This window comes from Zhengella mangrovi (assembly GCF_002727065.1).
Taxonomy (GTDB): Bacteria; Pseudomonadota; Alphaproteobacteria; order Rhizobiales; family Rhizobiaceae; genus Zhengella; species Zhengella mangrovi.
Window position 1 is genome coordinate 57,322 of record NZ_PDVP01000005.1, and the last position, 13,092, is coordinate 70,413.

Below are 13,092 nucleotides of genomic sequence, written 5' to 3' on the forward strand. Positions count from 1 at the left end.
CGGCGTGTCCGGCGGTCAGGTGGAAATGGCGGTGCCGCTGCCGGCTGCCCGTGTCACGGCCAGCGCGTGGGTCGCGATCGCGGTATCCTGCGCGCCGGTGCCGGTCAGGTCGCAGATCGTGATCTGGTCCGGCGAGGTCCGGACCTGCGCCTTGCCCGAGACGACGTCGCCCAGTTCGATCGGCGACTGCGCCGCGCCGAGGCCGGCGGCCAGCACGCTGCGCCACTCGCCAAGCGCCTCGCACTGAGAAAGCCGGTCGCAGACATAGGCGTCCGCCGCCGCGATGGCGCGCGGATCGATTTCGTTCTTGCCTGCCTGATCCGAGCCCATGGCGGTGATGTGCAGCCCCGGATGCAGCCAGTCCGCCTGCAGCACGGGATCCCGCGCCGGGGTCGTAGTGACGACGAGCTGGCTGGCGGCAACGAGCGCCGCCGGATCGTCCATGGCCTGGGCCTCCACGCCGAGCCGGGCCGTCAGGTCGCGTGCGCAGGCCGCGGCCTTGGCGCCATCGCGGCCCCAGACGAGCACCCGGCGGAAGGGCCGGACGAGATGCGCCGCTTCCATTTGCAGGCGCGCCTGCACGCCGGTGCCGATCACGCCGGCTGTCTCGACCGTCTCCGGTGCCAGGTGCCGGGCGGCAACCGCGCCGGCCGCGGCCGTGCGCACGTCGGTGAGATAGCCGTTGTCGAGGAACACGGCCTTGACCAGCCCGGTCGTGGCGTCGAGCAGAACCATCAGCCCGTTCAGGCTCGCCAGTCCCTTGGCCGGGTTGTCGAAAAAGCCCGGGCTCACCTTGATCGCGAAGCCCTCGAAGCCCGGGATCCAGGCAGTCTTCACATCGACTTCGCCATGCACCGCCGGCAGGTCCATCGACAGGATCGGCGGCATCACGACCCCGCCGCCGGCCAGCGCGGCGAACGCCTGCGAGACGACGTCGACGGCGGTGAGGTCCAGCTTGACCGCGCCGCGCAGCTCGGTCTCGGTCACGATGCGGATTTCATGCGCCATAGGCACCTCCCGAAGTCTTGAAGCCGGCCAGGTCCACCGGTTCGCCGTTGATCACCTGACGGAACTGGCCCATGTCGACGTTGCGCCCCGTGATCAGTGTCGCCACGGGACCTTTCGGCCGGCCGGCCTTGCCGCTCAGGACGGCGGCGAGCCCGACGACACTGGCGCCTTCCGCCACCATTCGGTCCTCGAAGAACAGCACCTGCATCGCGCGGTAGATCTCGTCTTCCGACACCAGGATGATGTCGTCGAGCAGGTCACGGCACAGGGCGAAGCTGTAGCGGTTGGAAAGCCCGATGCCGCCGCCCAGCGAATCCGCCAGGCTCGCCACTTCTTCCACGTCCACCGGCCTGCCGGCGGCGATGGAGGCATGCATGGCCGCGCCGCGATCCATCGTCACCCCGATCACGCGGACCGAAGGCTTGATCGCCTTGGCCGCCAGGGCCACGCCGGCGGCCAGTCCGCCACCCGACAGCGGCACCAGGATCGTAGCGATGTCGGGCCGGTCGGCCAGCATTTCCAGCGCTGCGGTTCCCTGGCCGGCGATCACCGCCTCGTGGTCGAAGGGCGGGATTTCGACGAGCCCGTCATTCGCCGCAAGCTGCTGGCTTTCGATGCCGGCCTCGTCCTGGCTGCGCCCGGCGACGTGGGTTTCAGCGCCCAGCGCTGCGATCCCTTCCACCTTGTTGGCCGGTACGAGGGTCGACATGCAGATGACCGCGCGCAGGCCGCGCCGGCGCGCCGCATAGGCCACGGCCCGGCCGTGGTTGCCGGTCGAGCAGCAGGTTACGCCCGCCGCGTCCCCTGGCAATTGCGCGATGGCATTGGCCGCGCCGCGCAGCTTGAAGGCGCCCGTCGGCTGGCAGAGTTCCAGCTTCATCAGGAACTCGCATCCGGCAACGCCTGCCATGAAGGGTGAGGGCACCATCGGCGTCTTCACCGCCATGCCGGCAATCCGGCTGGCAGCGGCCATCACGTCTGCGAGCGCAAGCGTCATGGCGAGACCCTCCCGCGAGTGCCGGGCCGGAAACGGGTCGCAAAGACACGGAAATGTCGCATCCGGAACTCCTCTGGCGCATCTTGTCGGTGTTTCTTGTCAGGGTCCGGAACCTGCGGCTGCAAAGCATCACGCGCTGCCGCGCATGTCAACTTTCCCGGTATTGTTTTTCGCCAGCCATCGGGGCTACGGTCCCAGTGTCTCGCCGCGTGGAAAGCACGGGAGGAACAACTCGAAAAACCTGGAAGGAGCGGGACATGAGCGCAATCCATCTGCCATTCGAGAAGGCCGAGTACGAGCGCCGCCTGGCCAGGGTGCGCGAGGCCATGGTCGCCCAGCAGATGGATCTCCTGTTCATCGAGGACCCGTCCAACATGGCGTGGCTGACCGGCTATGACGGCTGGTCTTTCTATGTCCACCAGGGCGTTCTGGTCTTCCTCGACGAGGACCCGATCTGGTGGGGCCGGTCGCAGGATTCCAACGGCGCCCTGCGTACCGTCTGGATGGACGATTCCCGTGTCGCCTGGTACCCGGACCACTACGTGCAGTCCACGCTCTGCCACCCGATGGAACTGCTCGCCGCCATGATCCGCGACCGCGGCTACGGCGCCAGCCGCATCGGCCTGGAATTGGAAAACTACTACTTCTCCGCCAAGGCCTTCCTGGTGTTGCAGAACGAACTGCCGGACGCGCTGCTGGCCGATGCGACCGCGCTGGTGAACTGGCAGCGCGCGGTGAAGAGCGAGCCGGAAATCGCCTTCATGCGCAAGGCGGCCCGCATTTCCGAGAAGATCATCGACTACATCGTCGAGCGCGTCGAGCCGGGGGTGAAGAAATCCGAGGTGGTCGCCGAGATCTACGGCAAGGCCATTCGCGGCACCGACGAGGACTGGGGCGACTATCCCGCCATCGTCCCGCTGCTGCCCTCCGGCTCCGACGCCGCCGCTCCGCACCTGACCTGGGACGGCCGCGTGTTTGAAAAGGACATGGCGACCTTCTTCGAGATCGCCGGCTGCTATCGCCGCTATCATGCCCCGTTCTGCCGCACGGTTTTCCTGGGCACCCCGCCCGACTATTTCCGCCGTGCCGAGGAAGCGCTGGTCGAGGGCCTCGAGGCCGGGCTCGACGCGGCACGGGCCGGCAACACCGCCGCCGATATCGCCCGCGCGCTGGCCATGCCGCTGGAACGCGCCGGCATCGAGCGTTCCGCCCGCGCGGGCTATCCGATCGGCATCTCCTATCCGCCCGACTGGGGCGAGCGCACGATCTCCATCCGCGAGGGCGACGAGACGGTGCTGGAACCGGGCATGACCTTCCACTTCATGCCGGGCCTGTGGATGAACGACTGGGGCCTGGAGATCACCGAGAGCATCCTGATCAAGGACAAGGGGCCGGCGGAATGCCTGTGCGACCGTCCGCGCCAGCTCTTCGTCAAGGAGTGATCCGGTGAGCGCGCTGGACCGCACCGTCGCCATCCTCGGTGACCTGGTCGCCTATCCCACGGTCTCCGCCGATTCCAACCTTGCGCTCATCACCTACGCCGCCGAACGCCTGGGCGATGCCGGCGCCACGATCCAGATCCACCGCGATCCATCCGGCGAGAAGGCCAATCTTTTTGCCACCATCGGGCCGGACCGGCCCGGCGGCGTGGTCCTGTCGGGTCACAGCGATGTCGTGCCGGCACTGGAGCCGGAATGGGAAAGCGATCCCTTCGCGATGCGCCAGGCCGATGGCCGCCTGCATGGCCGCGGAACCTGCGACATGAAGGGCTTCATCGCTTGCATGCTGGCTACGGCGGATACCTTCGCCGCGCGCAAGCTGGTGCGCCCGGTTCACTTTGCGCTGACCTATGACGAGGAGGTCGGCTGCCTCGGCGCCCGGCAGATGGTGCAGGATCTCGCCGCCGCCGGGATTCGTCCGGCCACCGCCATCATCGGCGAGCCGACCAGCATGCGGATGATCGAGGGCCACAAGGGCTGTTTCGAATACACCACCCGCTTCAAGGGCGTGGAAGGCCACGGTTCGGACCCGGACGCCGGCGTCAATGCCATCGAATATGCCGTGCGCTACGCCGCCCGTCTGGCCGATCTCGGCCGCGGCCTGCGCGCCGATCCGGTGGAAGGATCGCGGTTCCGCCCGCCGTTCACCACCGTCCAGATCGGCCGCATCGAGGGTGGGGCCGCACGCAATGTCATTGCCGGCGACTGCCTGATCGAATGGGAAATGCGCCCGGTGCGCCCCGGCGACGCGGGCCGGGTGAAGGACAACCTGAAACTCTTCTGCGAAGAGGTCCTGCTGCCGGAAATGCGCCGCGTCTCGCCAGATTGCTCCATCGAGACCGAGATCATCGGCGAGGTGGCGGGGCTGGAACCCGTGCCAGACAACGAGGCCCGCGACATCGTCTCCCGCCTGACGGGCGCCAACGATTGCGATGTCGTCGCCTTCGGCACCGAGGCCGGCCTGTTCCAGGAATTCGGCATGTCGGCCATCGTCTGCGGCCCCGGCTCCATCGAGCAGGCGCACAAGCCGAACGAATATGTCGAGCTGTCGCAACTCGACGCCTGCCTCGTCATGCTGGACGGACTGGCCGGCACGCTGTCGGCCTGATCGCAGGCGGCGGTTATTGCGACGCGACCCACCAGGTGTTGCCGTCGGGATCGCGAAAACCGCCGCGCAGGTCGTCATCCTCGCGCTTGCGCTCGGGCACCTGTACCGATGGTGCGTCAAACGCCATGGCCCGCTCGTAGGCGGCTGCCGCATCCTCGACATAGACGTGAAGATGCGCGTCGCCTGACCGCCAGTCCGTTGCCCCGCCACCGATCATCACCACGCTGTCGTCGATCTTGACCTCGGCATGCATCAGCGAGCCGTCGGGCCGGTCAAAGCGGCGCAACAGGGTCGCACCGAACACGTTTCCGAGGAAATTGATCAGCCCCTGGGCATCGGGGCTGACGAGATAGGGGCTGACGGACGTGTAGCCGTCCGGCTTCCAGTCGGGCATGGGCAGGGCCTCCTCGGCAAGGGTCGCTGCTTGGGGACATAGGGCGCCGCGCGGACCCGGCGACCTCCGGTCAGCGCAATCCGCCGGCCATGCGCGCCGCTTCCGGCAGGCGCCGCAGCTTCAGCATCGACACCGCGCCGAAGATCGGCCCGGGCACCAGCACGAGGAAGACCCAGCGCCAGCTTCCCGCCCAATGCGCGATCAGCGGCAGCAGCCAGATCGCCCCGATGGTGATCGCGAAGCCGACGCCCATCTGCAGCGCCAGCGCCGAGCCGACCCAGCCCGGCTCCGAAAGCTCCGTGACGGCAGCGGAGAACTGGGCACTGTCGGCGATGACGCTGACGCCCCAGATGAGCGCGACGGTCGTGAACAGCCAGGCCGGTCCTTCGAAGACAAAGCCGATGACGATCGCACAGGTGCCGGAGATGGCGAGCGCCAGCGCCGTGGTCCGGCATCGCCCGATCCGGTCGGCCAGCCAGCCGCCTGCCGCCGCGCCGGCGAAGCCGGTCGCGATCACGATGAAGGTCAGCGCCGAGGCATTGCCCCCGGCAAGCGGGTTGCCCGCCGAAATTGCGGCCTGCGCATAGGCCAGGAACCAGCCCCAGACGGCGTAGAGCTCCCACATATGGCCGAAGTAGCCGCAATTGGCCAGCATCACCGGCCGGTTGCGGACGATCTCGGCGATCTGGCCGAGGCGCGCCGGCGCGCGCGGAAACGGGTAGGGGCCTTCCTTCAGCGCGAAGGCGAAGATGAGCGTGGCGGCAAGCGCGAACCCCGAACTGGCCAGCACGACGAGCCGCCAGTCGAAACCGCCGCCGAGCGCCCGCACCAGGTGGGGCAGTGCGGAACCGACGGTCAGCGCGCCGATCATCACCCCCATGGCGAAGCCTCGCCCGGTGCGGAACCATGTCGCGATCAGCTTGACGGCCGGCGGGTAGACCCCGGCGAGCGCGACGCCGGTCACGATGCGCGCTGCGATGGCAAGAACGGTGCCGGGTTCCGTGAGCAGCAGGAGGTTGGCACCGGATGCCAGAAGCGCCGCCCCGGCCATCATCCGGCCATGCGGCCAGCGGTCGCCCAGCCCGAGAAAGGCCGACAGCAGCGCGCCGGTGACGAACCCGGCCTGGACTCCGTTGGTCAGCCAGGCAGCCGCACTGGTTCCGAGCGACCAGCGGTCGATCAGCACCGGCAGCACGGCGGTCGCGGAAAACCACGTCGTCAGCGACATCAGCGTCGCCGCGCAGATCAGCCCCAGGAACCGCCAGCGTCCCGTGTCGTCAGCCATCGCACGTCTCTCCTCCGCTCCTCCGGCATCCTTGGTCTCACGGACCGCGCGGCCGGGCAAGTCTGTCCACAAATTGGAAACGCTGCGTTCAGACCTGTTCACGATCACAAAACGCGTGATCGGCTTGCCGGCCACGAACCCGCTTCCATTCTAGTTTGCGCGGAATGCACCAGCTAACAAGGGAGAATGCTGATGACCGTACAGACTGACCGCCGCAGCCTGTTCAAGCTCGCGGGCGTGACCGCCGTGGCGCTTGCTACCCCGCAGATCATGGTTCGCAAGGCTTTCGCCGAAACCATGGCCATGCCGGCCGCCACCGCCTTCAACCAGTTCAAACTGGGTGAATTCACCGTCACCACCGTCAATGACGGCTCCACCGTCATGGAAAACCCGCAAGGGACGTTCGGCACCGATCAGTCGGTCGAAACGGTCTCGGACCTCTTGCAGGCAAATTACCTGCCGACCGAAAAACTGGTCAACGGCTTTGCCCCGACCGTCGTCAACACCGGCTCCGATATCGTCCTGTTCGACACGGGCCTCGGAGAAGGCGCCCGCGGCAAGGGCATGGGGCAACTGTCCGCCCGCATGGCCGCCGCAGGCATCAAGCCGGAGGACGTGACGGTCGTCGTGATCACGCACATGCACCCCGACCACATCGGCGGGCTTATGGAAGGCGGTAGCCCGGCCTTCCCGAACGCCCGCTACGTGACGGGACAGGCCGAGTACGATTTCTGGTCCGACAGCGCCCGTGCCGGCACGCCGGCCGAAGGCGTGCACAAGCTGGTCCAGGCCAAGGTGGTGCCGCTCGCCGACAAGATGACCTTCATTGCCGATGGCGGCGAGGTCGTACCCGGTATCACCGGTATGGCGGCACCCGGACACACCCCCGGCCACATGATCTACCGCATGGAATCGGGCGGGCGGCAACTCGTCGTCACTGCCGACACGGCCAACCACTTCATCCTGTCGCTGCAGCGCCCGGAATGGGAAGTGCGATTCGACATGGACAAGGCCACGGCGGCGAAGAGCCGCAAGATGGTGTTCGACATGATCGCCACGGACCGGCTGCCGTTCATCGGCTACCATATGCCGTTCCCCTCGGTCGGTTTCGTCGAGGCCATGGACACGGGCTACCGGTTCATTCCCGAGACCTACCAGTTCGACCTGTAGCCTGTCTTGCCCGGCCCGGCGGAAATGCTGTCCGCTCCAGGCCGTGAGAGACATGAGAAAGCCCCGGCGGCTGGCGTCCGGGGCTTTCTCTTGTGCATTCGATGATGCAGTGCAACGCATGTCTTTCCAATGTCGCAAAGACGTGGTACCAGCCAGCGCCAATCCTGAAAGGGACTCACAAGAACGAGTCGGCCTTGAACCGCATGCGGGCAAGAGCCGCCTTTTTGCTATTTGCAGGGACTGGCCATGGTGAAGATCATTGAAACTTCGACCGGCGCGACCGCGCTGACCTTTGACGACGTGCTGCTGCAGCCCGGCCATTCGGAGGTCATGCCCGGTCAGGTCGACATTCGCACAACCATCGCCGGGGACATCGACCTCAACCTGCCGATCCTCTCGGCAGCCATGGACACGGTGACCGAGAGCCGGCTTGCCATTGCCATGGCCCAGGCCGGCGGCATCGGCGTCATCCATCGCAACCTGACGCCGGAAGAGCAGGCCGAGGAGGTCCGCCAGGTCAAGAAGTTCGAAAGCGGCATGGTGGTCAACCCGGTCACCATCGGCCCGGACGCGACGCTGGCTGACGCGCAGGCGGTGATGCGCGCCCACGGCATCTCCGGCATTCCGGTGGTCGAGAACGGCGGCACCGGCGGCCATCGTACCGGCCGTCTCGTCGGCATCCTGACCAACCGCGACGTCCGCTTTGCCTCCGATCCGGGCCAGAAGGTCTATGAACTCATGACCCGGGAAAACCTGATCACGGTGAAGGAGAACGTCGACCAGGAAGAGGCCAAGCGCCTGCTGCACCAGCACCGCATCGAGAAGCTGCTGGTCGTCGATGGCGAGGGACATTGCGTCGGACTGGTGACGGTCAAGGACATCGAGAAGTCCCAGCTCAATCCCAACGCGACGAAAGACGTGCAGGGCCGCCTGCGTGCCGCGGCCGCCACCTCCGTGGGCGACGACGGCTTCGAGCGCGCCGAGCGCCTTATCGATGCCGGCGTCGACCTGCTCGTCATCGACACCGCACACGGCCATTCGCAGCGCGTGCTCGATGCCGTGACGCGGGCCAAGAAACTGTCCAATTCCGTGCGCATCCTCGCCGGCAATGTGGCCACCGCCGATGGCACCAGGGCGCTCATCGACGCGGGCGCGGACGCCGTCAAGGTCGGCATCGGCCCGGGGTCCATCTGCACCACCCGCATCGTCGCCGGCGTCGGCGTGCCGCAGCTGACCGCCATCATGGCGGCGGTCGAGGCCGCCCGGGCGCAGGGCGTCACGGTCATCGCCGACGGCGGCATCAAGTTCTCCGGCGATCTCGCCAAGGCGCTCGCCGCCGGTGCCAACGCCGCCATGGTCGGCTCCCTGCTTGCCGGAACGGACGAAAGCCCGGGCGAGGTCTACCTGCACCAGGGCCGCTCCTTCAAGGCCTACCGCGGCATGGGCTCGGTGGGCGCCATGGCCCGCGGCTCGGCCGACCGCTACTTCCAGGCCGAGGTCCGTGACACGCTGAAGCTGGTGCCGGAGGGCATCGAGGGCCAGGTTCCCTACAAGGGCCCGGTGTCGGGCGTCCTCCACCAGCTCGCCGGCGGCCTCAAGGCGGCCATGGGCTACGTCGGCGCGTCCACGCTGCCCGAGTTCAACGAGCGGGCCACCTTCGTGCGCATTTCCAACGCGGGCCTGCGCGAAAGCCATGCCCACGACGTGGCGATCACCCGCGAAAGCCCGAACTACCCCGGCGGCGCCTGAGCGCGCGCTTCCTCCGCGCCGGCACTTGCCCGGCGCGGGCCGGCCGGTCTACCTTCGTCCCGTCTTGTGACCGGCGCGGCGAAGGAAAACTCCGATGAACCAGACCCTCATCTTCTGGCCCATGCTGGCGCAGGTCGTCCTGGTCTACGGCGTCTACATCCTCATTTCCCGTCGCCGGATCGCTGCGGTCAAGGGCGGCAGCGCGGTCCCGTCGCAGTTCCGCGAAAACCAGGTCGAGCCGCCCGAAAGCCTGTTCGTGCGCAACAACCTGGCCAACCAGTACGAGCTGCCGGTCCTTTTCTACGCCTGTTGCCTGAGCTTCTACGTGACGGAAGGCGTCTCGGCGGTGCCCCTGGCACTGGCCTTCGTCTTTGCCGCCTCGCGCTATGCCCACGCCTGGATCCACATCACGACCAACCGGGTCCGCCACCGCCGGGCCATGTTCATCATGGGCTTTCTCGTCCTGGGCGCCATGTGGCTATGGTTCGCCGGCCATCTCCTCGGCCTTGTCTGACGCCGGCTGCTCCGGATAGACGCCCTTCAGGAACCAGCAATCGGTCTTGCCGATGCCTTTCAGGTCGACGGCGCCGCGATGGTTGAAGCGGAACCGTCCTTGCAGTGCCTCGGCCACGGCGCCGCTGGCTTGGATCTGGCCCGGAAACGAGTATTCTTCCAGCCGTGAGGCGATGTTCACCGTGTCGCCCCACACGTCATAGGCATACTTGCGCGTGCCGATCACTCCGGCGACGACCGGGCCGCAGTGCAGGCCGATGCGCAGTTCGATCGTCTCGCCGAGGTCGTTGCCGATCAGCCGGACCGCTTCCATCATGTCCAGCGCCATGCGCGCACAGGCAGCCACGTGGTCCGTCTGCGGGTCCGGCAGGCCGCCCGCGACCATGTAGGCGTCGCCCACCGTCTTGATCTTCTCCAGCCTGTGGCGTGCCGCCAGGTCGTCGAAGGCGGAAAAGATGCGGTTGAGAAAATTCACGGTCTCGCTGGCTGGCAGGCGTCCGGCCCGCGGCGAGAAGTCCACCACGTCGGCAAACAGGATCGTCACGGTCGACAGCCCGTCGGCGATCATGTGGTCCGGCCGCGCCTTCAGGCGCTGCGCGATGGAGCCCGGAAGGATGTTGGCCAGCAGGCGTTCCGAACGCTGGTGCTCCATTTCCAGCGCATCCTCGGCCCGCGAGGCTTCCGAGAAGGCGAACAGCACGGTGGCGTAGACGAGGAAGAAGGAGAACGGCACGGTGATGAAGAACATCACGTCGGAGAACAGCGGATCGTGCGGGATGAAGGCGGCGGGCTCGGTGAAGAGGCGTTCGGTCAGCACGAACCCGGCGAAGGCGATCAGCGTGACGGTGGCCGAGAGGCGCAGCCGGTCGGCGCCGAACACCAGCATGGACGCGGCCACGCCGGGCAGGAAATAGAAGTGAAGGCCGGAATCGCGGCCGAAGAACCACGTGTAGAGAACGGCGAACAGCAGCCAGACGATGCAGAGATGAAACCCGGCCGCCCAATCGTTCACCCGGTTCCACAGCGGCGTCACGGCGAACAGCACGATCTGCGGCGACAGCGTGAGGGCGGGAAGCCACAACCGGTTGAAATCCCAGGCCATGTAAAGGGCGATGTAGGGGATGGTCATCAGCGAGACCATGGCCGACAGCACGTTGATGACGGAGAGCCGGCGCGCGACACGGGGCGGGTAGCCCTGCGTGCCGTAGACCGCCCAGTCGCGGGCGAAACGCCACACGGCTCCGATCGGTCCCGGCAGAGCCGCTGCACGCCGGTAGACCGGAATGCCAAGGACGCCGGGATGGTCTGTCTTCTGATGTTTCAAGCTGCCATGCCCCTCTGGACGGACACACTATGGGAAGTGCTGGCCGGATTGAACTGCCCGAGGGCGCTTTTTTGACCTTAGGGTAAAAGTGTGGCGGTGCGGCTACATGGCAAGCATCCTGCCTGAACCGGGTGCCGCGCTTGCAAAAATCGGGAGCCGCCTGTAGCGAGGCGTCAGACAACAGGGCGAAACTTCATGCAGCTTGGCGGACGACTGGCAGCAGCCATCGAGATACTCGACGATATCGGCACCCGGCACCGGCCCGCGGCCGATGCACTGCGCGACTGGGGCGTATCGCATCGCTTTGCCGGTTCCGGCGACCGCGCTGCCATCGGCAACATCGTTTACGACGCCCTGCGCCTGCGTACCTCCTCCCGCTGGCGGTTCAATGCCGAGGGCGGACGTCCGGAAGCCTTCGGCGCCCTCATCACCGGCTTCGCGATGACGCCGGACGATCTGGCCGGCCGCCTGGCCGGCGACCGGTTCGCACCCGAACCGCTTTCGTCGGACGAAGTCGCGGCCTGGACCGGGCGCGATCTCGACACGGCACCGGACCATGTCCGCGCCGAATGCCCGGACTGGTGCGCACCGCTGTTCGCCGAGGCCTTCGGCGGCGACTGGATTGCCGAGGCGGCTGCCCTGGCCGGGCGGCCACCGCTCGATGTCCGGGTCAACACGATCAAGGCGTCGCCCGACAAGGTGGCCAGGGCGCTGGCGAAGGCTGGAGCCGCGCCCGTCGCGGGCCTTCCCGGCGCCCTGCGCATCGCGCCGGTGACAGGGCAGGGCCGCCATCCCAACATCACCGCCGAGCCCGCGTTCCAGAAGGGCTGGTTCGAGGTGCAGGATTGCGGCAGCCAGGCCGTCGCCACGCTGGCCGCGCCGGACGAGCCGGGCCAGGTGCTGGACCTCTGCGCCGGCGGGGGCGGCAAGACGCTGGCCTTGTCGGCCGGTTTCGGCAACAAGGGCCAGGTCCATGCCTGGGACGCCGACCGCAACCGCCTCGCGCCGATCTTCGAGCGCCTGCGCCGAGCCGGTACCCGCAATGTCCAGGTCCATGCCGCCGATGCGGACCTGTCGCCCCTGGAAGACCAGATGGATCTCGTGCTTGTCGATGCGCCCTGCACCGGGTCGGGAACCTGGCGCCGGCGCCCGGACACCAAGTGGCGGCTGGCCGAAACCTCCCTGGATGCCCGCGTCGGCGAACAGGCCGGCGTGCTGGACAATGCCGTGCGCTTCGTTCGCCCCGGCGGCCGCATTGCCTATGTCACCTGTTCGCTCTTCCCGCAGGAAAACACCCGGCAGGCGGCCGCCTTCCTGGTCAGGCACCCGGCGTTCCGCGCTCTCGATGCCATGACGGTGGCCGAAACGCGCCTGCCGGACCTGGCGTCCGCCATGCGGCCGGACGGACAAGGCGGCCTGCTGCTGACGCCGGCACGCACCGGAACCGACGGCTTCTTTTTCGCGCTGTTCGAACGCGGCGCCTGAACCGCCGGCCGGATGGGTGCGCCGGGGAACCGGATCGCCGAAACCTGCGTAGAGAGAAACAATCGAAACGCATCGGATCACGCCGTCATGTCCCGCTATCTCACGCTCCCCCTGTTCCTCTTCTTCGTGCTCGGAGGCGGTACGCTGATCGGCGTATCGTCACCGCCCGGCGAATGGTTCGCAGCCCTTGCAAAGCCGGCCTTCCAGCCGCCGAACTGGCTTTTCGCCCCGGTCTGGACCTTTCTCTACATCCTGATTGCCTTTGCCGGCTGGCGCACCTGGGAGCGCCGCGCAGAGGGGCCGGCGATGCAGATCTGGTTTGCCCAGATGGCGCTGAACTTTCTCTGGTCGCCGGTCTTCTTCACCCTGCATTACACCGGCCTGGCGCTCGTCATCGTGGTCCTGATGGCTGTGCTCATCGCCGCCTTCATCGCCGTGAGCTGGAACCGCGACCGGATCTCCGCCGTGTTGTTCGTCCCCTACCTGGCGTGGGTCGCTTTTGCCTCGCTGCTCAATGCTGCCGTCTGGTGGCTGAACTGAAGCCTGTTGCGCCGCACAAA

Annotated in this window: 12 protein-coding genes; 7 read left to right on the top strand and 5 right to left on the bottom strand. The window is 67.3% G+C overall.

Features of this window, described 5'->3' with window-relative positions:
* Positions 1–15: 15 nt before the first annotated feature.
* Positions 16–1,008, bottom strand: a complete 993-nt coding sequence (locus CSC94_RS10600) for a cyclodeaminase (protein WP_099306318.1) — start codon at positions 1,006–1,008, stop codon at positions 16–18.
* Complete coding sequence (gene eutB, locus CSC94_RS10605; RefSeq protein ID WP_099306319.1) at positions 998–2,005, bottom strand: hydroxyectoine utilization dehydratase EutB; 1,008 nt, start codon at positions 2,003–2,005, stop codon at positions 998–1,000. Before eutB ends, CSC94_RS10600 begins: the two co-directional genes overlap by 11 nt.
* 257 nt (positions 2,006–2,262) lie before the next feature.
* Between eutB and CSC94_RS10610 the strand changes: the two genes are divergently transcribed.
* Entirely contained in the window at positions 2,263–3,447 is a 1,185-nt protein-coding gene (locus CSC94_RS10610) for a M24 family metallopeptidase (RefSeq protein ID WP_099306320.1), read from the top strand.
* A 4-nt stretch (positions 3,448–3,451) separates the two neighbouring features.
* On the top strand, positions 3,452–4,612 hold the full coding sequence (argE, locus tag CSC94_RS10615) for an acetylornithine deacetylase (protein ID WP_099306321.1): 1,161 nt from the start codon (positions 3,452–3,454) through the stop codon (positions 4,610–4,612).
* 13 nt (positions 4,613–4,625) lie between these two features.
* Here argE and CSC94_RS10620 read toward each other — a convergent pair whose 3' ends face one another.
* On the bottom strand, positions 4,626–5,006 hold the full coding sequence (locus tag CSC94_RS10620; RefSeq protein WP_099306322.1) for a VOC family protein: 381 nt from the start codon (positions 5,004–5,006) through the stop codon (positions 4,626–4,628).
* A 70-nt stretch (positions 5,007–5,076) separates the two neighbouring features.
* Positions 5,077–6,291, bottom strand: a complete 1,215-nt coding sequence (locus tag CSC94_RS10625) for an MFS transporter (RefSeq protein ID WP_099306323.1) — start codon at positions 6,289–6,291, stop codon at positions 5,077–5,079.
* Positions 6,292–6,477: 186 nt separating this feature from the next.
* On the opposite strand from CSC94_RS10625, the gene CSC94_RS10630 reads away from it, so the two are divergent.
* The 3 genes from CSC94_RS10630 to CSC94_RS10640 all read left to right on the top strand — a co-directional run bounded on the left by CSC94_RS10630 (position 6,478) and on the right by CSC94_RS10640 (position 9,724).
* Positions 6,478–7,461, top strand: coding sequence for an MBL fold metallo-hydrolase (locus tag CSC94_RS10630; protein WP_425356516.1), 984 nt, complete (start codon positions 6,478–6,480; stop codon positions 7,459–7,461).
* Positions 7,462–7,707: 246 nt separating this feature from the next.
* The gene (gene guaB / locus CSC94_RS10635; RefSeq protein WP_099306325.1) at positions 7,708–9,210 is read left to right on the top strand and encodes an IMP dehydrogenase; all 1,503 of its coding nucleotides are present in this window, start codon (positions 7,708–7,710) and stop codon (positions 9,208–9,210) included.
* Between the two features lie 94 nt (positions 9,211–9,304).
* Positions 9,305–9,724, top strand: coding sequence for an MAPEG family protein (locus tag CSC94_RS10640; RefSeq protein WP_099306326.1), 420 nt, complete (start codon positions 9,305–9,307; stop codon positions 9,722–9,724).
* Here the strand turns inward: CSC94_RS10640 and CSC94_RS10645 are convergent.
* Positions 9,689–11,047: an adenylate/guanylate cyclase domain-containing protein gene (locus CSC94_RS10645; RefSeq protein ID WP_099306327.1), complete on the bottom strand. Its 1,359-nt coding sequence runs from the start codon at positions 11,045–11,047 to the stop codon at positions 9,689–9,691. The genes CSC94_RS10640 and CSC94_RS10645 overlap by 36 nt on opposite strands.
* 195 nt (positions 11,048–11,242) lie before the next feature.
* On the opposite strand from CSC94_RS10645, the gene CSC94_RS10650 reads away from it, so the two are divergent.
* Positions 11,243–12,532, top strand: coding sequence for an RsmB/NOP family class I SAM-dependent RNA methyltransferase (locus tag CSC94_RS10650; RefSeq protein WP_099306328.1), 1,290 nt, complete (start codon positions 11,243–11,245; stop codon positions 12,530–12,532).
* Between the two features lie 87 nt (positions 12,533–12,619).
* Entirely contained in the window at positions 12,620–13,072 is a 453-nt protein-coding gene (locus CSC94_RS10655; RefSeq protein WP_099306329.1) for a TspO/MBR family protein, read from the top strand.
* Positions 13,073–13,092: the final 20 nt, after the last annotated feature.